Genomic DNA, 24,741 nt, shown 5'->3' on the forward strand with positions numbered 1-24,741 from the left:
GGCGTTGCAGCCGTTTCAGACGGCATTTGTGGTAAGATATGCCGTCTGAAAACAAGGAAATCCCATGCAGGCAATTTCTCCCGAATTACAGGCGCGCGCCGCCAAAATCAAACTGCTGATATTGGATGTGGACGGCGTTTTGACCGACGGGCGCATCTTCATCCGCGACGACGGCGAAGAAATCAAATCGTTTCACACACTGGACGGACACGGCCTGAAAATGCTTCAGGCAAGCGGCGTGCAGACTGCGATTATCACAGGTCGGGACGCGCCCTCCGTCGGCATCCGCGTCAAACAGTTGGGCATAAATTACTACTTCAAAGGCATTTCGGACAAACGCGCCGCGTATGAAGAACTGCGCGCGCAGGCAGGCGTGGAAGAAGCCGAGTGCGCCTTTGTCGGCGACGACGTGGTCGATTTGCCGGTGATGGTGCGCTGCGGATTGCCGGTTGCCGTCCCCGACGCGCATTGGTTTACGCTGCAACACGCCGCCTATATTGCCAAACGCCCCGGCGGTGCGGGCGCGGTGCGCGAAGTGTGCGACCTGATTATGCAGGCGCAAGGGACTTTGGGCGCGGCTTTGAACGAGTACATCAAATGAAAGTAAGATGGCGGTACGGAATTGCGTTCCCATTGATATTGGCGGTTGCCTTGGGCGGTCTGTCGGCATGGTTGGGTCGTATCAGCGAAGTCGAAATCGAGGAGGTCAGGCTCAATCCCGACGAACCCCAATACACAATGGACGGCTTGGACGGCAGGCGGTTTGACGAACAGGGATACTTGAAAGAACATTTGAGCTCAAAGGGCGCGAAACAGTTTCCGGAAAGCAGCGATATACATTTCGAGTCGCCGCACCTTTCCTTCTTCCAAGAAGGCAGGTTGTTGTACGAAGTCGGCAGCGACGAAGCCGTCTACCATACCGAAACCAAACAAGTTCTCTTTAAAAACCATGTCGTCCTGAACAAAACCGGCGACGGCAGGCGGCAGGCGGGTACGGTAAAAACCGACAAGCTTCATGTTGATACCGAATCGCAATATGCTCAAACTGACACGCCCGTCAGCTTTCAATACGGTGCGTCGCACGGGCAGGCGGGCGGCATGACTTACGACCACAAAACAGGCCTGTTGAACTTCTCATCTAAAGTGAAAGCCACGATTTATGATACAAAAAATATGTAAAATTTTTGTTTTAATAGCATTTTTTTCGGCATCCCCCGCTTTTGCCCTTCAGAGCGACAGCAGGCAGCCTATTCAGATTGAGGCCGACCAAGGTTTGCTCGATCAAGCCAACCAAAGCACCACATTCAGCGGAAACGTCGTCATCAGACAGGGTACGCTCAATATTTCCGCCGTCCGCGTCAACGTAACGCGTAATGATAAAGGCGAACAGTTTATGAAGGCCGACGGCTCGCCCGTGCGCTTCAGCCAAACGTTGGACGGGGGCAAAGGGACGGTGCGCGGTCAGGCAAACAACGTTGCTTATTCGTCTGCAGGCAGCACCGTAGTCTTAACCGGTAATGCCAGAGTACAGCGCGGCGGCGATGTCGCCGAAGGCGCGGTGATTACATACAACACTAAAACCGAAGTCTATACCATCAGCGGCAGCACAAAATCCGGCGCAAAATCCGCTTCCAAATCCGGCAGGGTCAGCGTCATCATCCAGCCTTCGAGTACGCAAAAATCCGAATAATCTCAAAATGCCGTCTGAAACATAAACCCGGTTCGGACGGCATATGCCGACCGAAGATATTGAAGAGATATTTATGAGCGCAAACGTCAGCCGCCTTGTTGTTCAAAACCTGCAAAAAAGTTTCAAAAAACGCCAAGTCGTTAAAAGCTTCTCCCTCGAAATCGAAAGCGGGGAAGTCGTCGGTCTGCTCGGGCCCAACGGTGCGGGTAAAACCACCAGCTTCTACATGATTGTCGGACTCATTGCCGCCGATGCGGGCAGCGTGATGCTGGACGGGCAGGAATTGCGCCACCTGCCCATACACGAACGCGCCCGCCTGGGTGTCGGCTACCTGCCGCAGGAAGCCTCGATATTCCGCAAAATGACAGTTGAACAGAATATCCGCGCCATTTTAGAAATCAGTACCAAAGACAAAAGCCTCATCGACGGCGAAGTTGAAAAACTGCTTGCCGACCTGAATATCGAGCGTTTGCGCAATAATCCTGCCCCATCTTTGTCGGGCGGCGAACGCCGACGCGTCGAAATCGCCCGCGTACTCGCCATGAAACCGCATTTTATTTTGTTGGACGAGCCTTTTGCCGGCGTCGATCCCATCGCCGTCATCGACATCCAGAAAATCATCGGTTTCCTCAAATCGCGCGGCATCGGCGTACTGATTACCGACCACAACGTACGCGAAACCCTCAGCATTTGCGACCGCGCCTACATTATTTCGGACGGTGCGGTGCTGGCATCCGGCAAGCCCGACGACTTGGTCGGCAATGAAAAAGTCCGCTCCGTCTATTTGGGCGAGAACTTCAAATATTGAAGCGTTTTGCCGTCTGAAAAGCAGAACATCGCCGAATAAACGGCAAAAAAACCGATTTGCACCATTTTTCTGTGAAATTAATTTAAACTTAAAACATTGACTTAGTCGGTTGGGTAAAAAATATCGACAAATCCGCTTGCGTGTTGTCCCGAAATTTGGTTTAATACGCATCTCTTAACGAGACAGATTAAAGGCCAGATAGCTCAGTTGGTAGAGCAACGGATTGAAAATCCGTGTGTCGGCGGTTCGATTCCGCCTCTGGCCACCAAAAACCGCTTTTAAGCGGTTATTTTTTTGCCTGCCGTTTTCGGCAGCAGTCCCGCACCGCATGCCTGCTATGCACGATACGGTCTTTACGGTTGTCGGGCAGGTAAAAACCAGAAAACATATGCCGTCCGAACCGCAGTTCAGACGGCATTTCCATATCTGAAACAATCAGTCCGTATCGCTTTCGGGCAATTCTGCCGAACCCATGCGTTTGAGTACGATATTGGTTTTGTTGCGCAGCCGTTTGCTTTTCGGATGGTCGGCGTAGTAGAGCGGGGCTGGGACGCGGGCAGTCAGTTTCGCCGCCTGCTGTTTGCTCAGTTTGGCGGCGGGTATCTTATAAAAATACCGGGACGCGGCTTCCGCACCAAACACCCCGTAGTGCCACTCGATTGAATTCAGATACAGTTCGAAAATCCTGTCTTTGTCGGTAACGGCTTCCATCATCGCCGTAATGGCCGCCTCTTCCCCTTTGCGCAGATAGCTGCGGCTTTCATTGAGGAAGAGGTTTTTGGCAAGCTGCTGGCTGATGGTCGATCCGCCCGCCTTCACTTCGCCGCTGTTCCGGTTGCGCCTGATGGCGTTTTGAATGCCGCCCCAATCGAAGCCGCCGTGTCCGGCAAAATGGGCATCTTCGGAAGCAATCAGGGCTTTTTTCAGGTTGGTGGAAATGCGGTCGTAGGGAACCCAGCGGTAATCCAGGGCGACATTGCGTCCTTCTTGTTCAAACTGCTTCATCCGCATCGACATAAAGGCGGTTTGATGCGGCGCGACGGCACGGTAGGTGATGATGTTGCCGTACACATAGGCATTGAAAAAGATAAAGATGCCGATGGGCAGGGCAATCAGCCATTTGATGATGCGGAACATGGTTACAGGGCTTTCATGTGTTCGATAACGGGGCGGATATCGGGCGTAAACCCGCGCCAGAGGGAGTAGGAAGCCGCCGCCTGACCGACCAGCATACCCAGGCCGTCTGAAACTTCAGCCGCACCGTTGCTTTGGGCAAAGTTCAAAAATGCCTGCGCCGCGTTGCCGTAAACCATATCGTAGGCAAGGCGGCAGTTGCGGAAAATTTCAGGGCTGACGGCAGGAAGCTGACCACTCAAGCCGCCGGACGTGCCGTTGATGATGATATCGAAACCGCCGTTCAAATCTGCCATCGGGACGGCTTCAATGCCGAAAAGCCGCGCCAATTCCTTAGCTTTGGCATGGGTACGGTTGGCAATGACGATACGGGCAGGGTGATGTTCTTTCAATACCGGAATCACGCCGCGCACCGCGCCGCCTGCACCCAAAAGTAAAATAGTTTTGCCCTCGATGGTAATGTTTTTGACCTGCGTAATGTCATTGGCCAAACCGATACCGTCGGTGTTGTCGCCACGCAGCTTACCGTTTTTCAACAGAATCAGCGTATTGACCGCACCTGCTGCCAAAGCGCGGTCTGAATGCTCGTCCGCCAGATGAAACGCTTCCTGTTTGAACGGTACGGTAACGTTTGCCCCGCAACCGCCTGTTCCAAAAAATGTCGAAACCGCCTGCTCGAAACCGTCGATGTCAGCGCAAATGCGCCCATATTCGATGGCCGCGCCTTCTTGCAGCGCAAACTGCTGATGGATTTGCGGCGACTTGCTGTGTGCGACGGGGTTGCCGAAAACGGCGTAGCGGGGGAGGGCGGTCATGGTCGTGTTCCAAAAGACGGGAAGGCTATTTTATAACGGCGGCGTACAGATGGGAACGATGCCGTCTGAAACGGTTGTCAGGCGGTACGGTTTTTCCCTGTATAAGCTGGGGAGAAATCCGGACATGATATGCAATTTTATCCATATTGTTGACAATCTTGCCGTCTGAAACTATATTTTACAGCTTGAAATTTGACGCAGGGCGAGTTTCAGACGGCATGGACGTGGTAGAATCGTGCCGACTTTGCGTCAAGCCGCCGCGTTCCGCATATTTTGCTATTTCCCTTTTCCAGGAGCTGAAAAATGTCTATTAAAAACGTCGTAAAATTGATTGAAGAAAGCGAAGCCCGCTTTGTCGATTTGCGCTTTACCGATACCAAAGGCAAGCAGCACCACTTTACCGTGCCTGCGCGCATCGTGTTGGAAGACCCCGAAGAGTGGTTTGAAAACGGTCAGGCGTTTGACGGTTCGTCCATCGGCGGCTGGAAAGGCATTCAGGCTTCCGATATGCAGCTGCGTCCCGATGCGTCCACAGCCTTCGTCGATCCTTTTTATGATGATGTTACCGTCGTTATTACCTGCGACGTCATCGACCCTGCCGACGGTCAGGGTTACGACCGCGACCCGCGCTCCATCGCACGCCGCGCCGAGGCCTATTTGAAATCTTCCGGTATCGGCGACACGGCATACTTCGGCCCCGAACCCGAATTCTTCGTCTTCGACGGCGTAGAATTTGAAACCGATATGCACAAAACCCGTTACGAAATCACGTCCGAAAGCGGCGCATGGGCCAGCGGTCTGCATATGGACGGTCAAAACACCGGCCACCGCCCTGCCGTCAAAGGCGGTTACGCGCCCGTTGCGCCGATTGACTGCGGTCAGGATTTGCGTTCCGCGATGGTAAACATTTTGGAAGGACTCGGCATCGAAGTCGAAGTCCACCACAGCGAAGTCGGTACCGGCAGCCAAATGGAAATCGGCACGCGCTTCGCCACTCTGGTCAAACGCGCCGACCAAACCCAAGACATGAAATACGTGATTCAAAACGTTGCCCACAACTTCGGCAAAACCGCCACCTTCATGCCCAAACCGATTATGGGCGACAACGGCAGCGGTATGCACGTCCACCAATCCATCTGGAAAGACGGTCAAAACCTGTTCGCCGGCGACGGCTATGCCGGCTTGAGCGACACCGCCCTTTATTACATCGGCGGCATCATCAAACACGCCAAAGCCCTGAACGCAATTACCAATCCGTCCACCAACTCCTACAAACGCCTCGTGCCGCACTTTGAAGCACCGACTAAACTGGCATACTCCGCCAAAAACCGTTCCGCGTCCATCCGCATTCCGTCTGTAAACAGCAGCAAGGCACGCCGCATCGAAGCACGTTTCCCCGATCCGACTGCCAACCCATACTTGGCGTTCGCCGCTTTGTTGATGGCCGGTTTGGACGGTATTCAAAACAAAATCCATCCGGGCGACCCAGCCGATAAAAACCTGTACGACCTGCCGCCGGAAGAAGATGCATTGGTGCCGACCGTTTGCGCTTCTTTGGAAGAAGCACTGGCCGCCCTCAAAGCCGACCACGAATTCCTGCTGCGCGGCGGCGTGTTCAGCAAAGACTGGATCGACAGCTACATCGCCTTTAAAGAGGAAGATGTCCGCCGCATCCGCATGGCACCTCATCCGCTGGAATTTGAAATGTATTACAGCCTGTAAACTCTCAGGTTTCAGTAGAAATGCCGTCTGAACACAGTTTCAGACGGCATTTTGCATTTGAACGGCAAACTGGCGGCGCGGGGCGGCGTTTTTCAGCGGTTGGGCGATATTTGCTACAATAGGCTTTTATTTCTTGGCTGTTTGAACCATGACTGTATCGAAATCAGGTTTTATCGGGCAAATCTTTTCCCGCAATATGCTCGTCTGTATTTTTACGGGGTTTGCCTCGGGGCTGCCGCTGTATTTTCTGATTAACCTGATTCCGGCATGGTTGCGCAGCGAGCAGGTGGATTTGAAGAGCATCGGGCTGATGGCGCTGATCGGTCTGCCGTTTACTTGGAAATTTTTGTGGTCCCCGCTGATGGACGCGGTCAGGGTTCCCGTTTTGGGCCGGCGGCGCGGGTGGATGCTGCTGACGCAGGCAGGTTTGCTGGCGGCTTTGGCGGCATATGCCTTTTTAAACCCCCGTAATCATCTGCCGTTGATTGCCGGCTTGTCGGTGCTTGTTGCTTTTTTTTCCGCCAGTCAGGACATTGTATTGGATGCGTTCAGGCGCGAGATTTTGTCGGACGAAGAATTGGGTTTGGGCAACTCTGTTCATGTGAACGCCTACCGGGTTGCCGCTTTGGTTCCGGGTTCATTGAGTTTGGTGTTGGCAGACAGGATGCCGTGGTCGGAGGTGTTTGTCATCACTTCGCTGTTTATGCTGCCCGGTCTTCTGATGACGCTGTTTCTCGCGCGCGAACCCGTGTTGCCGCCTTCCGTTCCTAAAACGTTGAAGCAGACCGTGGTAGAGCCGTTTAAAGAATTTTTTACACGTAAAGGCATCGCTTCGGCGGTGTGCGTGCTGCTGTTTATCTTCCTTTACAAACTCGGCGACAGTATGGCAACCGCGTTGGCAACGCCGTTTTATCTGGATATGGGTTTCAGCAAGACCGACATCGGTTTGATTGCGAAAAATGCAGGACTGTGGCCGGCAGTGGCGGCAGGTATCTTGGGCGGCGTGTGGATGCTGAAAATCGGCGTAAACAAAGCCTTGTGGATATTCGGCGCGGTGCAGGCTGTAACCGTTTTGGGGTTTGTATGGCTGGCAGGGTTCGGACATTTCGATACGGTCGGTACAAGCGAGAGGCTGATGCTGGCGGCAGTTATCGGCGCAGAGGCAGTCGGCGTGGGTTTGGGGACGGCGGCGTTTGTATCGTATATGGCGCGTGAAACCAATCCCGCATTTACCGCAACGCAGCTTGCGCTGTTTACCAGCCTGTCCGCTGTTCCCCGTACGGTCATCAATTCCTTTGCCGGTTATCTGATTGAATGGCTCGGTTATGTACCGTTTTTCCAGCTGTGTTTCATACTTGCCCTGCCGGGTATGCTGTTGTTGCTGAAAGTTTCGCCTTGGAACGGGGAAAAAACTCAGGATACAGGCAGATGAACGCGTCAAACTGGAGCGTTTACCTGATATTGTGTGAAAACAGTGCGTTTTATTGCGGCATCAGCAAGAATCCGCAACAGCGGCTTGACGCCCACACGGCCGGAAAAGGCGCGAAATATACCCGCGTATTTAAACCGGTGGCGATGCGTATCGTTGCAGGCGGGATGGATAAAGGCACTGCGCTCAAACAGGAAATCGCCGTCAAAAAACTGACCGCCGCACAAAAACGGCAATTGTGGGAACAGGCGGAAAAAATGCCGTCTGAAACCTGACGGTTCAGGTTCGGACGGCAGTTGGCAGCAATCAGGGAAAAGCGGGGCAGGCGGTAAGGAAAACCGATGTTTCAACGCACAGGACGGCACATAAAGCGTCGCCCTATGAAAGTGAAGGCATATATCGGTATTTTTTATACGTCAACAGAAAAGAATACGATGAACTGTTTGTTGGATTTGTATTGATTAATCAGTATATTTTTTATGCCGAGGTATTTTTCCTTATCGGTATCCCTTCTTTTATGAGGATGCCTGCCGCTCATATAAAGAACGGGAAAATACGATGGGAAAATACGGTACAGCCCTCGACATCGCACAATATGTCAACTTATTTGTTTGTTTTATTGGGCAGCAAAAAGGGAATTTTTTGTGTTCAAAACTTTCGACTCCGCTTAAAGTCTTGCAGGATAAGGCTTGCAGGGGTTTCTAGCCCCCTTTTTTGTCTTATATGCCGCTTATTCAATATTTAAAAGATATAATGGGGAATAGTGGATTATTCTCATCCCATGCTACCTCATAATTAACAAATATATTTTTTAATGTTTTAATGAAAGGAATGTTTAATTCAAATTTCTTTCCATTCCACTCTTCAAACGCCTCTGGAATATATTCCTTTATTAAATCTATCCCTTTTTTTGTTAATACAATTTCCCCCTGATACCACACCTCATTATCATTATTAAAAGGACTTTGTTTTGCTAAATTATGGCAAAAGTCTAAAATATCATTTTTCGTTTCAAAGTTGATAGGTTCAAGAGTTGCTAATTGACATATTAATAATCTATATATGAATTCAACTGCAAATTGCCAATCGTTGTTTCCTTGACCATGCGATGCAAAATGCATTGGAAAATAACCATCTAATGCTAAATACTCAAATTCGCATTGAATATTTTCTGCTGTCTCTAAATTCATTAAAACATCCTTATCTAGCAGGGAATTTAAATTTTAACTCTGTTGGCTTGCCTTTTAAATTAATATTTAAGTTATTTAATGTGTATTTCCGTTTTTTGGATTGTGGTTTTCAATTTGTAGCGAATCGGATTCGGCATATACGGCATTGCAAAAAGCGTTTGACTCTCCAATGCCGTCTGAAAACCGGTTTCAGACGGCATTTGCGTTCAGTAAGAAAGGCCGCGCCTGCCGCCCGAACGTCTCGCCGCAGCCTCTGCATAACGGCTCACCTCTTTTTCCAAATTTTCCAAGTTCAAAGGAAAATCAGGCAGTCTGTCCCCCTGTTTCTCTTCGCGGATAATCCGCCCGCCATCCAAATACCACGTCTGTTGCGCATGATAGGTCTGTATATCCGCCGTTACGCCATCCGCTTTCAATGCTACCGTCGAAGATTGTGCAATAAAAAGATTTCCGTTTTTCAAATAATATTCGAAACTCTGGCGTTTTTTTCCATTGTCAAAACTCCAATAGACTTTTTGCGGCAGACCGTCCGCATCATAGCCGACCACAAGACTGTTTGCCTTCATCCCCCGTGGCATCAATTCCCGCATATTCTGATAAAACACAGAATCGCGCGAGTCCGACGCAATCCGGTTGCTCTCTTCGCGGAAGTCCCAAACCTTCTGCTCATCATTCGCGACATCCCGATATTTCGCCAAATATACCTGAGCCATCTGATAACACCCGAGACAATGCTCATAAACATCTTCCCCGATTTTCCCGTACCCCGCCGCATCAAATACCGAACTGTCCGGTTGCCAAACAACCCGATATTCTCCTGTCGTTTCATAATTTTCTCCGTGAGCCGTTCCGCCGTACACATTTACAGAAAACGGACGATCGTTCCGATACAGATATTCGGCATTAACAAACGCTTCCGGCGAGCGTTGCGAAAGCGAAACCGCAACCAAACCGCCCTCGCCGATATAGTAATCCAGCCAAACCTCTTCCCCATGTTCCTGCTCCGTTACGTGAAACCATTTCGCCTTTTCTTTCAAACGACTGAGCCGGATAGCGAGCGCGAGATAATCCTTCTCCGACTGCAACGGACCGTCATCCGCAGTTTCGGCAAGACTTTCCTCCGTCCTCATCGATTCCTTCACGATGACAACCGCCCTGTCGGCATTTCGGAACAGGCGGGCAAGTTTCGCCACAAAAGCATTCGGATTTTCAGGTATTTCAGTTGCCGTATCGCTCAAAAACCAACGCGGATTAATCTCATAGGCAATACCCTTCCCCAGCCAAAAGGCAAATACAAGTGCAAAAAATGACAACAATACCGGTTTGAATTTTTTAAACATATTTATTTTCCGTTTAACAGGATATATCGATTATATCAGACGAGCTTTAATTGTTTGATTTTTAATCTAATCTACGGTTGCTGCCGTACTTTAAAAACCCCTATGCAGGCTGCGGCTTGTTACTCTTGTTTGCTTTGATTCAATTTTTTGACTAATTCAAATGCTTCGGATTGATATTGCCTTTGCCATTTTTCCCAATCTAACGGTTTTCCCGAGCGTTCCCAATCTTCTAAAACCGACATTTTGAACGTTTCCATTTCCCACCAATATTCGGTATATAAACGTGATTGATTGGGAATGTCGGCTTCTGCCCAATCGGCAAAATGCAAAAAATGAGAAATATCGCAAACTATATTATTTTCAGGAACTTCTTCGGCAAATAGATTCTTGACCAACTGTAACGCTTCGGTCTGATATTTTTCTGTCCATTTATCCCATTTTTCAGGCTTTTCCGATATTTCCCAATCTTCCAATGCGGAAGCATTCAAGACTTCCAATTCCCACCAGCAGTCGTAATAACGAGAGGATTGGTTAGGAATCTTATTTTCCGCTTCGGAAACAAATTGGGTAAAACTAAAAATATCCTTAACGATTTTTTCAAATCTATTTTCCATAAATTGCTGCCTCTTCCAAATTATAGTGGATTAAATTTAAATCAGGACAAGGCGACGAAGCCGCAGACAGTACAGATAGTACGGCAAGGCGAGGCAACGCTGTACTGGTTTAAATTTAATCCACTATACGAGCCAACAACTTCGGTAAAATCAAGCCGGCAAGCCCCTGCATCCTGTGCTAATCGGAGAAAATGCCGTCTGAAAGCCGAATACCGCTTCAGACGGCATTTGCCAGATTTGACCTTGCCGGTGCTTACGGATGCTTTTTAAATATAAAGAAGGAAATATCGTCTAACGCATCTTCGGCAAAACCTTGCAAATCCGGATTACCTTGTTTTGAGCGCAATAAAGCAATCACTTTATCGCAATCGCCGATATTTTCATGCATCCTGGCAAGATGTCCGAAACAGGTTAATGACAATCTGGCAATATCCAAGTCTTTATGCTTCGACAACTCCGTCAATTTCTCAGAAATCCAAGGGATTTCATCCTCCTCCGAGCTGAAGGTCATACCGAGCATACCGTCAATAACACTCTGTTTATTCTCAGAATAAATCATCTTTTCTACTTGTTCCTTATCAGCCATCATTTTTTGTCCATTTAATTAGTCGTTTGTATTAAATTGACATTATTTATTTTCCAATTTACTTTATAACTATCTTCATAATAATCTAATTCAAAAAAACCTGATATTTCAATATCCAATTCCATTATTGTTTTAATACATTTTTCAAAATAAATAATGAAATAAGATTTCACGCATGCGCCAAAAAAAATATAGCTGCTCCAATTAAAACTATTTGTCGGGAAAACCCACCCATTTTTATATATTTTTGCAGATTCTTTCTCTTCGATATTGAAGGGACAATTATTCCAAAAATTATTAATGTTTTCTTGGATGATTTTTATATCATCGTCAGCGCATTCAATCCATCCTTTTATGGAAACATATGATGCCATGTTTAATCTCCTAAACCTGTTTTAACAATGCCACCTTTTGATTCAATATATGACTTAACTTGTGAATGAACACCGTGCCTGTTCCGTACAGCAAGCACAGGTTGGATTAAGATTCGACAATCTGTTTGGATTGACAGAAAGGTCGTCTGAAAAATCGATTACGGTTTCAGACGACCTTTTGTTGTTGAGTTCTCAACCCAACCTATGCCTGCCATTAATGTTATTCATCGTAGTAAGGTTCTGTTGAATAATTGTCTTTGCCCCCGGTAATGATAGTAACAATTTTCCCTTTTGCTTCCCAAGCTTGTACTCCTATTTCATCAAACTCATAGACATATGTCGGATAAGATTCATTTGATAAATAATATTTATCAACACCGTATGATTTAGGGTGATGGAAAAGCTGTTTAAAATCTTCAAAATTTAGACCTATTATATTAACGCCCATAAAATATAGCTCCTGATAACAAAATATCGAAATAATTTTGTTTTTCTTGACGGCAATTAGTAAATTTGAGTCGGGAGATTCATAATATTCTGTTCTAAACTCATCAGGAGGTTCATACATAAAAGTTTCCAGTATGTTTTTGTACTGTGTTATATCCGCACCAAAACGGAATATTCCTACAGAAGTAAAAGGTAAAAATTCGGGAGTTTTAACGACCGCGTCGACCATGCTCTTCTCCTTTTGCTTTTCGATTGGCATTTTTTGCAATATTTCTGATTGTTTTCTCAATCTTTAAGCGTTCATTTTTGGACATTCCGGGAATAATTTTATTTTTTAATTCAGCAATTCTTGATTCCGCTGATATTTGACTTCGACCGCCATCTCCATGTTTTTCATTCTTGGAGCTTCCTGTTCTTTTAGGCGAACACGCATTATGAACCCAAACCCCTTCCGTTTCCGCCTGATTGCCCTTGACGAAGTAAGTATGCCAGTCGGCAACGGTCAGATTGTAGGCTTTGAGTGGTTTTGGTTTGACAATGATGTTGCGGACAGTTTGGGTTTTGCCGCTTTCGGAATACAGCCTGCTTCCCGCTTTCAAATCTTCCGCTTTAACCCATTTGCCGTCCGAATAAAACGGATGGATGAGGTTGGAAATCAGGGTTTGGCTGTTGCCGATGCCGTCTGAAAGCCGGATATCGCTTCAGACGGCATTTTGATTGCCGGGTTTTGCTATTTTTTGTTGTAATAATCAAATTGCACGTTGACTATGTCTTTCTCGGTAAAAATATAACGGAGCATTGTTTTAAGCCTTTCATAACGTTCATTAATTCCTACGCTATCAGGTAGCCAAGGGGAAGCTTTAATTTCAAAAAGTTTCCAATTTGGAACCATTAAGAAATCAATAATGGTACCGATTCCAATGACAACATATCTTGGTATATCCATCGGATAAGGATATTTTTTTCTAACCTCAATTAAATCATTCTCCAACTTCCAATATTCTTCATCATCCCACACCCCGTCATCATACCATTTGCCAATAAATGAATTTTCGTCATACCCCTCAAAATAAGGAACGTTTCTTATAATATCCTTGAACTCACACATAATAATGTATCTCCAATATAATTAAACTTTTCATCTCAATCTACCTTTACTATGTTGTATTGGAAAGTAAAAAAATTTCCAGTCCTCTACATCTAGATCAGTAAAAATATAACGAAGCATTACTCTGAACCTTTCATAACGCTCATTAATTTTGACACTTTTAGGCAACCAAGGAGAAGCTTTAATTTCAAAAAGTTTCCAATTTTGAACCATTAAAAAATCAATAATGCTACCGATTCCAATCACGATGTCCCTTGGTATATCCATCGGATAAGGATATTTTCTCCTAACCTCGATTAAATCATTCTCCAATTTCCAATATTCTTCATCATCCCACACCCCGTCATCATACCATTTGCCAATAAATGAATTTTCGTCATACTCCTTAAAACAAGGGATGTTTCTTCTAAAATCCTTGAACTCGCACATAATAATTAATCTCCAATACGATTTAGGTTTTTATCAAATGTACCGTTTCTTGTTTCTTTTCTGTTCAGCTTCTTGGGTGAAGATGCTTCTTTCCAAGCCCCTCCATTATGTGAATCTACATCGCGTGATATATAACTCTTTCCTTTTTTAAAAATAGCAGCATCATTTCTCGTTCTTTCTTTTATTTTTCTATATCCCAATTTCTTTGCTGCTGCATATGCTTCTGAATCATTCTCATATACGGGGGTAGATGGTGTTTTTCTTGGCGGACAAGAATTATGAACCCAAACCCCTTCCGTTTCCGCCTGATTGCCCTTGACAAAGTAAGTATGCCAGTCGGCAACGGTCAGATTGTAGGCTTTGAGCGGTGTTGGTTTGACAATGGTGTTGCGGACGGTTTGGGTTCTGCCGCTTTCGGAATACAGCCTGCTTCCCGCTTTCAAATCTTCCGCTTTAACCCATTTGCCGTCCGAATAAAACGGATGGATGAGGTTGGAAATCAGGGTTTGGCTGTTGCCGATGCCGTCTGAAACTTCAATGTAAACGGTTTCCTGGTACGGATTGCCGTATTGGGCGGTAACGGGTTTGTATCCTGTTTTTCCGCTTGCCTCGTCCTTGGCAAAGACGCGGTCGCCGGCTCGGATACGGGCGATGGCTTTGTAGCCGTCTGCCGTTTTGACCAAGGTGCTGCCGTGGAAAGGGCAGGTGTAGGATTTTTGAAGAACTTAGTTCTCAATATCCTGTTTCAAATGAGGGGAAGGTCGCCTGAAAATCAAAAACGGTTTCAGACAACCTTTTGATTGTGGGATTTTCAGCCCAACCTATGCTTATTCAACTAAACTGTCAATCAATTCTTTTATGTCATTACGGGTCAGTTCCATACCCGGTTCACCGATAAGTGCTAAATCATATATTATATTACGCGATTCTGGAGAATTATCTTTTGACCAAGCATACAGAAAATCAAAAGCAAGATTCGCAATTTTTTCATCCGAAGCGTTTTGATTGAACAATCTGAGCAGTTCAGAATATGCGTATTGTTGAGTTATTTTTTCCACGAATCTAATTCCTGTTTTGTTGGTGGATAATGCTGAGAGGTTACACTTTGTCCGTTAATTGATTTAGGATGAACCATAGTTACGTTCCCGCTATGATCATAACTTTCCATCCATTGTCGGGTACTGCCTGTTTTAGGATTATATTCTGTAACAAAGCTATTACCCCTCGTTTTTCCCTCGGTTCTAGCAAATCGCTCAGCTTCATAATACCTGATTCTCCCATCAGGTAAAGTTTTTGTCCTAGATGCACTATTTTGAGCACCTTCCAAACCTGACAATTTCTTAGCTAATGCCGATTGGGCATTGGCAGAATGCGCATCCCCATATTGCTTGTATTTGGCTTGTGTGGCAACGGCAAAATCCCCGCTGACCTTCGCCTTCCCCGGTTTTGCCGCCTTTGCCAACTTCGCGGCTTTGGCTGCTTTTGCCGCCTTTGTCAGGTTTTTGACTTTGGCAAACGGCAGGACGTTGACCAGGGCTTCGACGGTTTCGGCGGCATTGGGGTTTTCCTGCATCCACTGGTCAACGGCTTCGCCCGCGCTGATAAAGGGGTTAAGCGCGCCGGCGGCGACGCCGTTGATAAACTCCATGCTGTTGCCCCAGCGGTCGAGCTTGGCATTGTGCTCGAACATTTTTCTGTTGGCTTCATCGGCGCGGTCGGAGAAATTGCTGCCGAGGTTGCTGTAGTTGTCGGATATGCGTTGCCGGATGCTGCGGGTGTCGGTCGGATTGAGTTTGATACTGCGGGCTGTGCCGTTGACGTGATAGGTGTATTCGTCTCGTGCGCCCGTAGGTTTGGGGTAATTGATGCCTTTGGGCCCGTCGTAGGCATCGGCGGGATGGTGCTCGTGTCCTTCCCAGTTGAGCCGGTACACGGTAAAGCCTTCGTCAACGTTGCCTTTTTCTTTGCTTGCGCTGTGGCCGGCGTGGTTGTCGAAGGGGGCGTGTTCTTCGTATCCGTGTCCGGAAAAGCGGACGGTGTAACCAAGATTGCCTTGGATTGCCGCCTGCTGGATGAGCAGGTTGCCCATCTGGTGGGTATAGTCTTGGATGACGTTGATTTGACCGGTGCGGTCGGAAACGCTGCCGCGCGGGTCGCCGAAGAGGTGGTATTTGCCGCCGGGTTCGTAGTGCTGCCGTTGGGTGTTATCGGTAATGAACGGGTCTTGCGCCAAGTCCGCCGCGAGGGCGGGCTGTCCGAAGGCAGCCGCCGCTACGGCGCAGGCGGCAAGTAGGTTTGTTAGTCTTCGCAGCGGTTTCACGGTTTATCCTCCTTTGCGGCGGCGGATGACTTCGTTGCCGACATCGGGGTTTTTGCCGTTGTTTTGTTTGAAGTCGGGACGGTTTTGGGCGGTCGTGTCGCCGTAGGGGGTGATGTCGGAGAAATCGACCATCAGGCGGTCTGAGGCTTTGACGGTTTTGCCGACGCTGTAAGGTCCCATCCAGAGGGTGTATTGTTCTTGGTATTGGGATTCGTAGGCGGCGGTTTTAGGGGCAATCAGCAGTTTCCGGCTGTCGCGGTCGACGGCGAAATATTCGAGCTTGGTTTGGGCTTTAAGGGTTTCGGCGTTGTAGAGGTGTAGTTCGGTACGGCTGCGGACGGTGCCGAATACGTCGACGGTTACGAATACGTCGGTGTCGGCGTATTCGGGCGGTACGACTTCGATGCCGCGCAGATAGAAGACGGTTTGGATGAGGTTGGTCAGGAAGGAAACGTCGCGGGGATTGGCGAGCAGGGTTTCGTTGCGGTAGTCGCCCGTGCCGTTGACGGACAGTCCGGCGGAGCGTTCGCCTTTGCGTCCGCTGTTTTTCGTCAGAGCGGCGGCGGGGGCGTTTAAGACCGATGTGGAAGTGGTTACGCTGGAGAGCGCGTCGGATTTGGTGGTGGCGGTAGTGTCGTAGGCGGGGTAGCTGTATTGGGTGGCACTTTCGGGGTTGTTGTGGTAGCCGCCGCGTATCAGTGCGTCGATAGAGTAGCGTCCGCCGCTTATGTTGCCCGAACCTTGGTCGCCCATAACGGAGACGTAAAGGGCGGCTTTGCGTCCTTTCAGGGCGGACAAGTCCATTTCTTTGACGGCGGCGCGGGACGATGCGGCGACGAGTTCCTGTTCGACGGCAAAGCGTTTGCCGCCGCCGTGAGCGGGAATGCCGGTCAGTGTGCCGCAGGCGGTGAGGACGAGGGGGATGAGGAGGAACAGGATTTTCATGGCAGGGTTTGTTTTGTTTTGAACGGGTTTGAGTGTAAGGGGATTTTAAGATTTTGTAAACAAAAGGGGCGAAAATGCCGTCTGAACGGCGGAACGGGCTTTCAGACGGCATTTGCGCTCAATAATAATATCCCGCGCCCAGAATACACGGTTTGGATGCGCCGGTTGCTTTGTGCGGACTACCGGGAATGCGATTAATCCAACACGCCGCCAACCACGCGAACGCGGCGGCTTCCACCCATTGCGGATCGAGATTCAGGTCGGCGGTGCTGTGTAAGGAAACGCGTGTACCGAAACATTCTGCCAAATCTGCCATTAAAACAGGATTGCGGATGCCGCCGCCGCAAATGTACATTTGACGGGCATCTGCTGCTGCGTGTGAGACGGCGTCGCAAACGGTTTGCGCGGTGAATCGGGAAAGCGTCCGTAATACGTCGTATCGGTTTTCGCCGCCGTCAAGGTAGGTTTCGAGCCAATTTAGGGCAAACAGTTCGCGCCCCGTGCTTTTTGGGTGGGGTTGTGCGAAATACGGGTGGGCGAGCAGCCTGTCGAGCAGTTGCGGCAATATGTTGCCTTGTGCCGCCTTTGCACCGTTTTTGTCGTAAGGCAGCTGCCAGTGTGCCTGCGTCCACGCGTCCATCAGCATATTGCCGGGCCCCGTGTCGAAGCCGAAGGCGGGTGCGTCGGGGGGGAGTATGCTGATGTTGGCAATCCCGCCTATGTTTAGTACCACGCGTGTTTCTTTGTCGTCGCGGAACAGGGCTTCGTGAAAGGCGGGGACGAGCGGCGCACCTTGTCCGCCGGCCGCAAGGTCGCGGCTGCGGAAGTCGCCGACGGTAAAAATCTGAGTCAGTTCCGCCAGCAGCGGCAAATCGGCAAGCTGTACGCTGTAACCGTGTTCCGGCGCGTGTCGGACGGTTTGCCCGTGGCAGCCGAGGGCGGTAATGTCGCACGGTGCGAGGTTTTGACTGCACAGCAGTTCGGCGACGGTTTGCGCATACAGGCGGCTGAGTTCTTGCGACAAAATCCTGCTGCGGTGCAGTTCGTCCGTGCCTGTGTCTTGCAAATCCAGCAATTTGCGGCGCAACCGGTCAGGGTAGGGTATAAAGGCGTGCCCTTCCGCGCCCAGCCATTTGCCGCCGTCCATACGTATCAGTACGGCATCCGCCCCGTCCATGCTGGTTCCCGACATGATGCCGATGTAAAGCTGTGTTTCCATCATCACTCCCAAACTGGTGCAAAACGCCATTTTAACGTGTATTGACGCTCGTATACCGATTTGCTGCCGCAGTGTAAATAAATGTTTCAAGAAGGATTGCAAAAGGTTACAATATCCGCGAAAACCCTTCTGTGTTCACTAAGGAATCTTCCATGGCTCAAACTCAAATGAGTGCGAACTTGAAACTGATTAACGCCGTCTTTGCCGCCATGCTGGTAGGTATAGTCGGCTATTTTATCTATTGGGGTTTGGGTTATACCCACTACAATAACAGCGTGCTTTTCATCATCGCCACGATGTTCGGCGTGTTTATGGCGTTCAACGTCGGCGGCAACGATATTGCCAATTCTTTCGGTACCAGCGTCGGTTCCGGCACGCTGACTATTCCGCAGGCTTTGCTGATTGCGGCGGTGTTTGAAGTCAGCGGCGCGGTCATCGCGGGCGGCGAGGTAACCGATACCATACGCAAAGGCATCGTCAATCTGAACGGTATGGACCTCGAACCCATACAGTTTGTGTTTATTATGATGTCCGCACTTTTGGCAGCAGCGTTGTGGCTGCTGTTCGCGTCCCGTAAAGGCCTGCCGGTTTCGACGACGCACGCGATTATCGGCGGCATCGTCGGCAGTGCGTTGTGTATGGCGTTTACGCATAATGCGGACGGGGTGGCGTTGATACGGTGGGGCAAGCTGGGCGAAATCGGGATGTCTTGGGTATTGTCGCCCGTGTTGGGCGGCGCGGTGTCCTATTTCCTGTTTTCGCGCGTCAAGAAAAACGTCTTAGATTACAATGCTTGGGCGGAAGGCACGCTCAAGGGCATCAAGCAGGAAAAAAAGGCGTATAAAGAACAGCACCGCCTGTTTTTCGAGGGTTTGACCGAAGCCGAAAAAGTCGAATACGCCACCAAAATGGCGCACGACGCGCAAATTTACGACGAGCCCGAATTCGATCCGCAAGAGCTGCAATCCGAGTATTATCGCGGGCTGTATGTATTCGACAACCGCAAAGACAATGTCGATTCTTACAAGGCGTTGCACTCTTGGGTTCCCTTTATCGCTTCGTTCGGCGCGATGATGATTTCCGCTATGTTGATTTTTAAGGGCTTGAAAAACCTACATTTGGGGATGAGCAATGTCAACAGCTTCCTGACCATTTTTATGATAGGTGCGGCGGTGTGGATGGGGACGTTTGTGTTTGCCAAAAGCCTCAAGCGTAAAGACTTGGGCAAATCGACCTTTCAGATGTTTTCATGGATGCAGGTCTTTACCGCATGCGGTTTCGCATTCAGCCACGGGGCGAACGATATTGCCAACGCCATCGGTCCGTTTGCCGCGATTATGGATGTTTTGCGGACGAACAGCGTTGCCGCGCAAAATGCTGTTCCACCGATTGCCATGCTGACCTTCGGTATCGCACTGATTGTCGGTTTGTGGTTTGTCGGTAAAGAGGTAATTAAAACCGTCGGTACGAGTTTGGCGGAAATGCATCCTGCTTCGGGTTTTACCGCCGAACTGTCCGCCGCATCCGTCGTGATGGGCGCGTCGCTGATGGGGCTGCCCGTGTCCAGTACGCACATCTTGGTCGGCGCGGTACTCGGTATCGGTCTGGTCAACCGCAATGCCAACTGGAAACTGATGAAGCCCATCGGTCTGGCTTGGGTCATTACCCTGCCTGCCGCCGCCGTATTGTCGGTTGCCAGCTATTTGATTTTGCAGGCAGTGTTCTGATTGTAAAATACTGACGCCGTCTGAACCCGTGTTCAGACGGCATTTCGTTGATGGAATGTGCGGGCTTGTGCCTTATGCACAATCTGTTCTGTCGGGATATGCCGTTTGGTATAGCGGATTAACAAAAATCAGGACAAGGCGACGAAGCCGCAGACAGTACAAATAGTACGGCAAGGCGAGGCAACGCCGTACTGGTTTAAATTTAATCCGCTATATCTTGGTTTCGGAACGGTCGGACACAGAGGTGCGGAACGTTATGATATGCCGCCGCCTGTCCTTGAAAACACTTATCCTGCCGGCAGCAAAATGCCGTCTGAAAAAGCCTTTCAGACGGCATTTGTACGTTAGCCGCAATCACACCGTTTGCGAATATTTCGCCTTGGTTTCCTTGTGGCGCAGGTGGTAATCGAAGACCATGGCGATGTTGCGGATGAGGAAGCGTCCTTTCGGTGTAACGGTCAGCCCGTGGCTGTTCAGGCGCACCAATCCCAAACCGGCGAGTTTTTCCAAATCCGCCAGTTCGTCTTTGAAATAGCGGTCGAACGGGATGCCGAACATACTTTCGTAAATCCGGTAGTCGAGCGCGAAGCGGCACATCAAATCCTGAATGATATTGCGGCGCAGGATGTCGTCCTGATTGAGCTGATAACCGCGCATGATGGGCAGTCTGCCTTCGTCGATGGCGGCATAGTAGGCATCGATGTCGCGTTCGTTTTGGGAATAGGTGCTGCCGATTTTGCCGATGGACGACACGCCGATGGCGACCAAATCGCAATCCGCGTAGGTCGAATAGCCTTGGAAGTTGCGCTGGAGGAAGCCTTCTTTGAGGGCGATGGAGAGTTCGTCGTCAGGTTTGGCGAAATGGTCCATGCCGATGAAGACGTAGCCGCGCTCTGTCAGGGTTTGGACGCAGTATTGCAGCATATCGAGCTTCTCTTCGCTGTCGGGGACGGCGGCGGTATCGATGCGGCGTTGCGGTTTGAACACGTGCGGCAGGTGGGCGTAGTGATAAAGGGCGAGGCGGTCGGGATCAAGCGACAAAACGGTATCGATGGTGGTTTTAATGCTTTCGGAAGTCTGATGCGGCAGGCCGTAAATCAAATCGACGCTGACGGATTTAAACCCTGCTTCACGGGCGGCATCGATGACTTCTTTGGTTTCTTCGTAACTTTGGATGCGGTTGACCGCCGCCTGCACTTTGGGGTCGAAATCCTGAATGCCGACGCTCATGCGGTTGAAGCCGAGCCTGCCGAGCATGAGGACAGTGTCGCGGCTGACTTTGCGCGGGTCGATTTCGATGGAGTATTCGCCGGACGGTATCAGTTCGAAATGTTTGCGGATCATGCGGAAGACGCGTTCGATCTGTTCGTCGCTCAAAAAGGTCGGCGTGCCGCCGCCGAAGTGCAGTTGGGCAAGCTGGTGCCGTCCGTTCAGATGCGGGGCGAGCAGTTCCATTTCTTTTTCAAGATATTCGATGTAGGCATCGGCGCGGCTTTTGTCTTTGGTGATGATTTTGTTGCAGCCGCAGTAGTAGCAGATGGTGTTGCAGAACGGAATGTGAATGTAAAGGGAAAGCGGTTTGTTTAACGCGCCCATACCGCGCAAATGTAAAGCTTTGATATATTCGCCTTCTCGGAAACCGTCATGGAAACGGTCGGCGGTAGGGTAGGAAGTATAGCGCGGGCCGCTGGCGGGCAGGCTGGCAATCAGCGCGCGGTCAAACTCGGGGCGGTCATTGTTTACATTGTGATTGTTCTGTATCTGAATAATTTTCATGGTGTGTGTGCGGTTTTATGATGTTAGTCAAATTTTGGATAGTTTGGTAGAATGCCACAGTATGATAAACCTGTCTTGATATGTGTCAACAAGCACATAATCGGGATGGGGCAAAACACACGAAAAGGTACGGTATGGCTTCGCATAATACTACACATCAGATAAAAACCTTGTGTTCTTCCTGTTCTTTGCGGGAACTCTGCCTGCCTGTCGGATTGCTGCCCAACGAGTTCAGCCAACTCGATGCCGTCATCCGCCAAAGCCGCCGCCTGAAAAAAGGCGAATACCTTTTCCGTGCCGGCGAAGCCTTTACTTCGCTCTTTGCCATCCGTTCGGGCTTCTTCAAAACAACCGTCGCCAGTCAGGATGGCCGCGATCAGGTAACGGGTTTCTTTATGTCGGGCGAACTCATCGGTATGGACGGCATCTGTTCCCATGTGCACAGTTGCGATGCGGTCGCCTTGGAAGACAGCGAGGTATGCGAGCTGCCGTTTACCCACATCGAAGAGCTGGGGCAGAACATTCCCAGCCTGCGTACCCACTTTTTCCGCATGATGAGCCGCGAAATTGTGCGCGATCAGGGCGTGATGTTGCTTTTGGGCAATATGCGTGCAGAAGAGAGGATTGCCGCCTTTCTGTTAAACCTCTCCCAACGCCTTTATTCCCGCGGTTTTGCTGCCAACGATTTCATCCTGCGCATGTCTCGTGAAGAAATCGGCAGTTATCTCGGGCTGAAACTTGAAACCGTCAGCCGCACATTATCTAAATTCCATCAGGAAGGGTTGATTTCCGTCGAACACAAGCACATCAAAATCCTCAATCTGCAAGTGTTGAAGAAGATGGTGTCCGGCTGCTCGCACGCCATTTGATTAACCTGTACGAACATTTCAGACGGCATTCTCAATAAACACAGGGCGGAAGAAAACATCTGCCCTGTTTGTTTTATCTGCCGCAAAATGCCGTCTGAAAACCGGCAACCGCCTAAATCGAAAAATCCTCGCTGATGGGCGTGTACAGAATCCTGTCCACCTTTTCACGGGTCAGGTGCGTTGCAAACGATTGGATAAAGTCATACGCATATCCGCGCAAATAAGTATCGTTGCGTAAGGCAATCCATGTTGGAGAAGGTTCAAACAAATGTGCGGCATCCACAAGTTGCAAATCGTCATCCGTATCCGGGTTGTACGCCATTTTCGCCATCAGTCCCACGCCCAAACCCAAGCGCACATAAGTCTTCAATACATCCGTATCCGCCGCCGCCAATGCGACATCCGGCCGTTCCAAACGGGCTTTGGCGAATGCCCGCGCGATGCTGCTGCCCGCATTGAATGCAAATTCATAAGTAATCAGCGGAAATCTCGCCAAATCTTCAATGCGGAGGGGATTCCTGCATTCAAGCAGCGGATGGTCGTTCGGCACAATCACCGCGTGTGTCCAGTCGTAGCAGGAAAGTCTTCCCAATTCGGGGTGGTCGTCTATCCGTTCCGTAACAATCGCCAAATCCGCCTCGCCGGAGGTAACCATACGTGCGATGGCGGCAGGGCTTCCCTGTTTGATGGTCAGATTGACTTTCGGATAGCGTTTCACAAAATCGGCAACAATCAAGGGCAGGGCATAGCGTGCCTGAGTATGTGTTGTGGCTACCGTCAGCGAACCGCTGTCCTGTCCGGTAAACTCGCTGCCGATATTTTTAATGTTCTGAACATCGCGCAAAATACGTTCCGCAATATCCAAAACCACCTTGCCCGGCTGCGAGACCGAAACCACGCGCTTGCCGCTGCGGATAAAAATCTGAATGCCGATTTCTTCTTCCAGCAATTTGATTTGTTTGGAGATGCCGGGTTGTGATGTGAATAAGGCTTCGGCCGCTTCGGAAACATTCAGGTTGTGCCGGTAAACTTCTAAGGCATATTTCAATTGTTGTAATTTCATGGCGGGTCGGTGTGGATCTGTGTCGGGTGGCTGAACATTGTTTATAATTTATCATATTTTCTTGCCGGTACGGTATGGGGCTTTGCCGTTGTGTTTGTTGTTTTTGTGCAACGGCAATCGTGCGATATGGAAAAAATCCCCCTAAAGTAATGACACGGAATTGATTTTTCGGCATGATAGACTATCAGGAAACAGGCTGTTTTACGGTTGTTTTCAGGCGTTGAGTATTGACAGTCCGCCCCCTGCTTCTTTATAGTGGAGACTGAAATATCCGATTTGCCGCCATGTTTCTACAGCGGCCTGTATGTTGGCAATTCAGCAGTTGCTCCTGTATCTGCTGTACAAATTTAATGAGGGAATAAAATGACCAAACAGCTGAAATTAAGCGCATTATTCGTTGCATTGCTCGCTTCCGGCACTGCTATGGCGAGCGAAGCCCATATCCACGGTTATACCGTGAGCGGCCAATCACAAGAAGTCGTACGCAACAACTACGGCGAATGCTGGAAAAACACCTACTTCGACAAAGCAACCCAAGGCCGCGTAGAGTGTGGCGATGCAGTTGAACCGGCTCCTGTTGCTGTTGTAGAGCAGGCTCCGCAATATGTTGACGAAACCGTTTCTCTGTCTGCCAAAACCCTGTTCGGTTTCGACAAAGACGTACTGCGTGCCGAAGCCCAAGACAACCTGAAAGTATTGGCTCAACGCCTGGGTCAAACCAACGTACAATCCGTACGTGTTGAAGGTCATACCGACTTCATGGGTTCTGAAAAATACAACCAGGCCCTGTCCGAGCGTCGCGCCAACGTAGTGGCAAATTACCTGGTCAGCAACGGTGTGCCTGCCTCTAAAACTTCTGCTGTCGGCTTGGGCGAATCTCAAGCGCAAATGACTCAAGTTTGTGAAGCTGAAGTTGCCAAACTGGGTGCAAAAGCCTCTAAAGCCAAGAAACGTGAGGCTCTGATTGCATGTATCGAACCTGACCGCCGTGTTGACGTAAAAATCCGCAGCATCGTAACCCGTCAGGTTGCTCCGGCTCATGTTCACACCCAACAATAAGCTTTAAAAGCATCTTGCCGATGGGTAGGGTTGGATTCCTCTTCTGTATAAGAGAAGAGGTACGTATCAAACTTTAA

29 protein-coding genes, 1 tRNA gene and 4 pseudogenes are annotated in these 24,741 nt (G+C 49.4%); 13 read left to right on the plus strand and 21 right to left on the minus strand.

The features are described 5' to 3' along the window. Positions 1-64 precede the first annotated feature (64 nt). The 5 genes from Q9I99_RS03465 (at position 65) to Q9I99_RS03485 (ending at position 2,766) form a co-directional block, all read left to right on the plus strand. On the plus strand, positions 65-601 hold the full coding sequence (locus Q9I99_RS03465) for a KdsC family phosphatase (RefSeq protein ID WP_301666895.1): 537 nt from the start codon (positions 65-67) through the stop codon (positions 599-601). Next, a complete protein-coding gene (gene lptC / locus Q9I99_RS03470) occupies positions 598-1,179 on the plus strand; it encodes an LPS export ABC transporter periplasmic protein LptC (protein ID WP_107819055.1) in 582 nt (193 codons plus the stop codon). The genes Q9I99_RS03465 and lptC overlap by 4 nt, the downstream gene beginning before the upstream one ends. After that, positions 1,160-1,690: a lipopolysaccharide transport periplasmic protein LptA gene (gene lptA / locus Q9I99_RS03475; RefSeq protein WP_301666894.1), complete on the plus strand. Its 531-nt coding sequence runs from the start codon at positions 1,160-1,162 to the stop codon at positions 1,688-1,690. Before lptC ends, lptA begins: the two co-directional genes overlap by 20 nt. A gap of 73 nt (positions 1,691-1,763) precedes the next feature. Next, a complete protein-coding gene (lptB, locus tag Q9I99_RS03480) occupies positions 1,764-2,498 on the plus strand; it encodes an LPS export ABC transporter ATP-binding protein (RefSeq protein WP_301666995.1) in 735 nt (244 codons plus the stop codon). A gap of 192 nt (positions 2,499-2,690) precedes the next feature. Next, positions 2,691-2,766 (plus strand) — tRNA-Phe (locus Q9I99_RS03485). Positions 2,767-2,784: 18 nt separating this feature from the next. On the opposite strand, the gene Q9I99_RS03490 is transcribed toward Q9I99_RS03485, so the two are convergent. The 3 genes from Q9I99_RS03490 to aroE are packed head-to-tail and all read right to left on the minus strand — an operon-like array spanning position 2,785 to position 4,447. Then, positions 2,785-2,916, minus strand: a complete 132-nt coding sequence (locus Q9I99_RS03490) for a hypothetical protein (RefSeq protein ID WP_301666893.1) — start codon at positions 2,914-2,916, stop codon at positions 2,785-2,787. Between the two features lie 17 nt (positions 2,917-2,933). Further along, on the minus strand, positions 2,934-3,635 hold the full coding sequence (mtgA, locus tag Q9I99_RS03495) for a monofunctional biosynthetic peptidoglycan transglycosylase (RefSeq protein ID WP_301666892.1): 702 nt from the start codon (positions 3,633-3,635) through the stop codon (positions 2,934-2,936). Between the two features lie 2 nt (positions 3,636-3,637). After that, positions 3,638-4,447 (minus strand): shikimate dehydrogenase, encoded by an 810-nt coding sequence (gene aroE, locus Q9I99_RS03500; RefSeq protein WP_301666891.1) that lies wholly within the window; start codon positions 4,445-4,447, stop codon positions 3,638-3,640. A gap of 303 nt (positions 4,448-4,750) precedes the next feature. Between aroE and glnA the strand changes: the two genes are divergently transcribed. The 3 genes from glnA to Q9I99_RS03515 all read left to right on the plus strand — a co-directional run bounded on the left by glnA (position 4,751) and on the right by Q9I99_RS03515 (position 7,873). Next, entirely contained in the window at positions 4,751-6,169 is a 1,419-nt protein-coding gene (gene glnA, locus Q9I99_RS03505) for a type I glutamate--ammonia ligase (RefSeq protein WP_107862902.1), read from the plus strand. A 148-nt stretch (positions 6,170-6,317) separates the two neighbouring features. Next, positions 6,318-7,601: an MFS transporter gene (locus Q9I99_RS03510; protein WP_301666890.1), complete on the plus strand. Its 1,284-nt coding sequence runs from the start codon at positions 6,318-6,320 to the stop codon at positions 7,599-7,601. Then, entirely contained in the window at positions 7,598-7,873 is a 276-nt protein-coding gene (locus Q9I99_RS03515; RefSeq protein WP_301666889.1) for a GIY-YIG nuclease family protein, read from the plus strand. Before Q9I99_RS03510 ends, Q9I99_RS03515 begins: the two co-directional genes overlap by 4 nt. Before the next feature lie 459 nt (positions 7,874-8,332). On the opposite strand, the gene Q9I99_RS03520 is transcribed toward Q9I99_RS03515, so the two are convergent. The 4 genes from Q9I99_RS03520 to Q9I99_RS03535 all read right to left on the minus strand — a co-directional run bounded on the left by Q9I99_RS03520 (position 8,333) and on the right by Q9I99_RS03535 (position 10,742). Then, positions 8,333-8,788 carry a hypothetical protein gene (locus tag Q9I99_RS03520; protein ID WP_301666888.1) on the minus strand — a complete coding sequence of 152 codons (456 nt, stop codon included), beginning with the start codon at positions 8,786-8,788 and terminating at the stop codon, positions 8,333-8,335. Positions 8,789-8,859: 71 nt separating this feature from the next. Beyond that, positions 8,860-8,988, minus strand: coding sequence for a hypothetical protein (locus Q9I99_RS03525; protein WP_275895540.1), 129 nt, complete (start codon positions 8,986-8,988; stop codon positions 8,860-8,862). Between the two features lie 6 nt (positions 8,989-8,994). Then, positions 8,995-10,128, minus strand: coding sequence for a hypothetical protein (locus Q9I99_RS03530; RefSeq protein ID WP_301666887.1), 1,134 nt, complete (start codon positions 10,126-10,128; stop codon positions 8,995-8,997). 119 nt (positions 10,129-10,247) lie between these two features. After that, positions 10,248-10,742, minus strand: a complete 495-nt coding sequence (locus Q9I99_RS03535) for a hypothetical protein (protein ID WP_301666886.1) — start codon at positions 10,740-10,742, stop codon at positions 10,248-10,250. Between the two features lie 15 nt (positions 10,743-10,757). On the opposite strand from Q9I99_RS03535, the pseudogene Q9I99_RS03540 reads away from it, so the two are divergent. Then, positions 10,758-10,871, plus strand: a pseudogene (locus Q9I99_RS03540) (IS5/IS1182 family transposase); the annotation flags it as partial. Positions 10,872-10,995: 124 nt separating this feature from the next. Here the strand turns inward: Q9I99_RS03540 and Q9I99_RS03545 are convergent. From Q9I99_RS03545 to Q9I99_RS03600, 12 genes and pseudogenes are all read right to left on the minus strand, one after another. Beyond that, a complete protein-coding gene (locus tag Q9I99_RS03545; protein WP_301666885.1) occupies positions 10,996-11,331 on the minus strand; it encodes a hypothetical protein in 336 nt (111 codons plus the stop codon). Positions 11,332-11,342: 11 nt separating this feature from the next. Then, complete coding sequence (locus Q9I99_RS03550; protein ID WP_301666884.1) at positions 11,343-11,702, minus strand: hypothetical protein; 360 nt, start codon at positions 11,700-11,702, stop codon at positions 11,343-11,345. Between the two features lie 2 nt (positions 11,703-11,704). Further along, positions 11,705-11,782, minus strand: a pseudogene (locus Q9I99_RS11540) (restriction endonuclease fold toxin); the annotation flags it as partial. 140 nt (positions 11,783-11,922) lie between these two features. Beyond that, positions 11,923-12,378: a hypothetical protein gene (locus Q9I99_RS03555; protein WP_101132494.1), complete on the minus strand. Its 456-nt coding sequence runs from the start codon at positions 12,376-12,378 to the stop codon at positions 11,923-11,925. Positions 12,379-12,565: 187 nt separating this feature from the next. Next, a pseudogene (locus Q9I99_RS03560) lies at positions 12,566-12,844 on the minus strand (polymorphic toxin-type HINT domain-containing protein); the annotation flags it as partial. Positions 12,845-12,879: 35 nt separating this feature from the next. Then, entirely contained in the window at positions 12,880-13,257 is a 378-nt protein-coding gene (locus Q9I99_RS03565) for an immunity 41 family protein (RefSeq protein ID WP_002241088.1), read from the minus strand. Between the two features lie 30 nt (positions 13,258-13,287). After that, positions 13,288-13,686 (minus strand): immunity 41 family protein, encoded by a 399-nt coding sequence (locus tag Q9I99_RS03570; protein ID WP_002251920.1) that lies wholly within the window; start codon positions 13,684-13,686, stop codon positions 13,288-13,290. A 5-nt stretch (positions 13,687-13,691) separates the two neighbouring features. Beyond that, positions 13,692-14,369 carry a polymorphic toxin-type HINT domain-containing protein gene (locus tag Q9I99_RS11425; RefSeq protein ID WP_308447938.1) on the minus strand — a complete coding sequence of 226 codons (678 nt, stop codon included), beginning with the start codon at positions 14,367-14,369 and terminating at the stop codon, positions 13,692-13,694. Between the two features lie 144 nt (positions 14,370-14,513). After that, a complete protein-coding gene (locus Q9I99_RS03585) occupies positions 14,514-14,744 on the minus strand; it encodes a hypothetical protein (RefSeq protein ID WP_002259487.1) in 231 nt (76 codons plus the stop codon). Next, complete coding sequence (locus Q9I99_RS03590; protein ID WP_373325188.1) at positions 14,732-16,006, minus strand: MafB family polymorphic toxin; 1,275 nt, start codon at positions 16,004-16,006, stop codon at positions 14,732-14,734. The genes Q9I99_RS03585 and Q9I99_RS03590 overlap by 13 nt, the downstream gene beginning before the upstream one ends. Positions 16,007-16,009: 3 nt before the next feature. Further along, positions 16,010-16,951, minus strand: coding sequence for an adhesin MafA (gene mafA / locus Q9I99_RS03595; RefSeq protein ID WP_301666883.1), 942 nt, complete (start codon positions 16,949-16,951; stop codon positions 16,010-16,012). Between the two features lie 118 nt (positions 16,952-17,069). After that, entirely contained in the window at positions 17,070-18,170 is a 1,101-nt protein-coding gene (locus Q9I99_RS03600; protein ID WP_301666994.1) for an anhydro-N-acetylmuramic acid kinase, read from the minus strand. Between the two features lie 152 nt (positions 18,171-18,322). Between Q9I99_RS03600 and Q9I99_RS03605 the strand changes: the two genes are divergently transcribed. Both Q9I99_RS03605 and Q9I99_RS03610 read left to right on the plus strand, forming a co-directional pair. Further along, on the plus strand, positions 18,323-19,897 hold the full coding sequence (locus tag Q9I99_RS03605) for an inorganic phosphate transporter (protein ID WP_301666882.1): 1,575 nt from the start codon (positions 18,323-18,325) through the stop codon (positions 19,895-19,897). 117 nt (positions 19,898-20,014) lie between these two features. Further along, a pseudogene (locus tag Q9I99_RS03610) lies at positions 20,015-20,140 on the plus strand (IS5/IS1182 family transposase); the annotation flags it as partial. Between the two features lie 111 nt (positions 20,141-20,251). On the opposite strand, the gene hemN reads toward Q9I99_RS03610, so the two are convergent. Next, complete coding sequence (gene hemN / locus Q9I99_RS03615; protein WP_301666881.1) at positions 20,252-21,673, minus strand: oxygen-independent coproporphyrinogen III oxidase; 1,422 nt, start codon at positions 21,671-21,673, stop codon at positions 20,252-20,254. A 134-nt stretch (positions 21,674-21,807) separates the two neighbouring features. Here hemN and fnr point away from each other — a divergent pair, with 134 nt between their 5' ends. Then, positions 21,808-22,542 carry a fumarate/nitrate reduction transcriptional regulator Fnr gene (fnr, locus tag Q9I99_RS03620; protein ID WP_301666880.1) on the plus strand — a complete coding sequence of 245 codons (735 nt, stop codon included), beginning with the start codon at positions 21,808-21,810 and terminating at the stop codon, positions 22,540-22,542. A 112-nt stretch (positions 22,543-22,654) separates the two neighbouring features. Here the strand turns inward: fnr and Q9I99_RS03625 are convergent, their stop codons facing one another. After that, positions 22,655-23,605, minus strand: coding sequence for a CysB family HTH-type transcriptional regulator (locus Q9I99_RS03625; RefSeq protein ID WP_301666879.1), 951 nt, complete (start codon positions 23,603-23,605; stop codon positions 22,655-22,657). A 363-nt stretch (positions 23,606-23,968) separates the two neighbouring features. Here Q9I99_RS03625 and Q9I99_RS03630 point away from each other — a divergent pair, with 363 nt between their 5' ends. After that, entirely contained in the window at positions 23,969-24,664 is a 696-nt protein-coding gene (locus tag Q9I99_RS03630; RefSeq protein WP_025458266.1) for an OmpA family protein, read from the plus strand. Positions 24,665-24,741: the final 77 nt, after the last annotated feature.

It is taken from the genome of Neisseria basseii, assembly GCF_962707005.1.
Lineage (GTDB): Bacteria > Pseudomonadota > Gammaproteobacteria > Burkholderiales > Neisseriaceae > Neisseria > Neisseria bergeri.

Coding starts and splice junctions, on each gene's coding strand:
- Q9I99_RS03465 (WP_301666895.1), top strand. CDS start 65: ATGCAGGCAATTTCTCCCGAATTACAGGCGCGCGCCGCCAAAATCAAA.
- lptC (WP_107819055.1), top strand. CDS start 598: ATGAAAGTAAGATGGCGGTACGGAATTGCGTTCCCATTGATATTGGCG.
- lptA (WP_301666894.1), top strand. CDS start 1,160: ATGATACAAAAAATATGTAAAATTTTTGTTTTAATAGCATTTTTTTCG.
- lptB (WP_301666995.1), top strand. CDS start 1,764: ATGAGCGCAAACGTCAGCCGCCTTGTTGTTCAAAACCTGCAAAAAAGT.
- Q9I99_RS03490 (WP_301666893.1), bottom strand. CDS start 2,916: ATGCCGTCTGAACTGCGGTTCGGACGGCATATGTTTTCTGGTTTTTAC.
- mtgA (WP_301666892.1), bottom strand. CDS start 3,635: ATGTTCCGCATCATCAAATGGCTGATTGCCCTGCCCATCGGCATCTTT.
- aroE (WP_301666891.1), bottom strand. CDS start 4,447: ATGACCGCCCTCCCCCGCTACGCCGTTTTCGGCAACCCCGTCGCACAC.
- glnA (WP_107862902.1), top strand. CDS start 4,751: ATGTCTATTAAAAACGTCGTAAAATTGATTGAAGAAAGCGAAGCCCGC.
- Q9I99_RS03510 (WP_301666890.1), top strand. CDS start 6,318: ATGACTGTATCGAAATCAGGTTTTATCGGGCAAATCTTTTCCCGCAAT.
- Q9I99_RS03515 (WP_301666889.1), top strand. CDS start 7,598: ATGAACGCGTCAAACTGGAGCGTTTACCTGATATTGTGTGAAAACAGT.
- Q9I99_RS03520 (WP_301666888.1), bottom strand. CDS start 8,788: ATGAATTTAGAGACAGCAGAAAATATTCAATGCGAATTTGAGTATTTA.
- Q9I99_RS03525 (WP_275895540.1), bottom strand. CDS start 8,988: ATGCCGTCTGAAACCGGTTTTCAGACGGCATTGGAGAGTCAAACGCTT.
- Q9I99_RS03530 (WP_301666887.1), bottom strand. CDS start 10,128: ATGTTTAAAAAATTCAAACCGGTATTGTTGTCATTTTTTGCACTTGTA.
- Q9I99_RS03535 (WP_301666886.1), bottom strand. CDS start 10,742: ATGGAAAATAGATTTGAAAAAATCGTTAAGGATATTTTTAGTTTTACC.
- Q9I99_RS03545 (WP_301666885.1), bottom strand. CDS start 11,331: ATGATGGCTGATAAGGAACAAGTAGAAAAGATGATTTATTCTGAGAAT.
- Q9I99_RS03550 (WP_301666884.1), bottom strand. CDS start 11,702: ATGGCATCATATGTTTCCATAAAAGGATGGATTGAATGCGCTGACGAT.
- Q9I99_RS03555 (WP_101132494.1), bottom strand. CDS start 12,378: ATGGTCGACGCGGTCGTTAAAACTCCCGAATTTTTACCTTTTACTTCT.
- Q9I99_RS03565 (WP_002241088.1), bottom strand. CDS start 13,257: ATGTGTGAGTTCAAGGATATTATAAGAAACGTTCCTTATTTTGAGGGG.
- Q9I99_RS03570 (WP_002251920.1), bottom strand. CDS start 13,686: ATGTGCGAGTTCAAGGATTTTAGAAGAAACATCCCTTGTTTTAAGGAG.
- mafA (WP_301666883.1), bottom strand. CDS start 16,951: ATGAAAATCCTGTTCCTCCTCATCCCCCTCGTCCTCACCGCCTGCGGC.
- Q9I99_RS03600 (WP_301666994.1), bottom strand. CDS start 18,170: ATGGAAACACAGCTTTACATCGGCATCATGTCGGGAACCAGCATGGAC.
- Q9I99_RS03605 (WP_301666882.1), top strand. CDS start 18,323: ATGGCTCAAACTCAAATGAGTGCGAACTTGAAACTGATTAACGCCGTC.
- hemN (WP_301666881.1), bottom strand. CDS start 21,673: ATGAAAATTATTCAGATACAGAACAATCACAATGTAAACAATGACCGC.
- fnr (WP_301666880.1), top strand. CDS start 21,808: ATGGCTTCGCATAATACTACACATCAGATAAAAACCTTGTGTTCTTCC.
- Q9I99_RS03625 (WP_301666879.1), bottom strand. CDS start 23,605: ATGAAATTACAACAATTGAAATATGCCTTAGAAGTTTACCGGCACAAC.
- Q9I99_RS03630 (WP_025458266.1), top strand. CDS start 23,969: ATGACCAAACAGCTGAAATTAAGCGCATTATTCGTTGCATTGCTCGCT.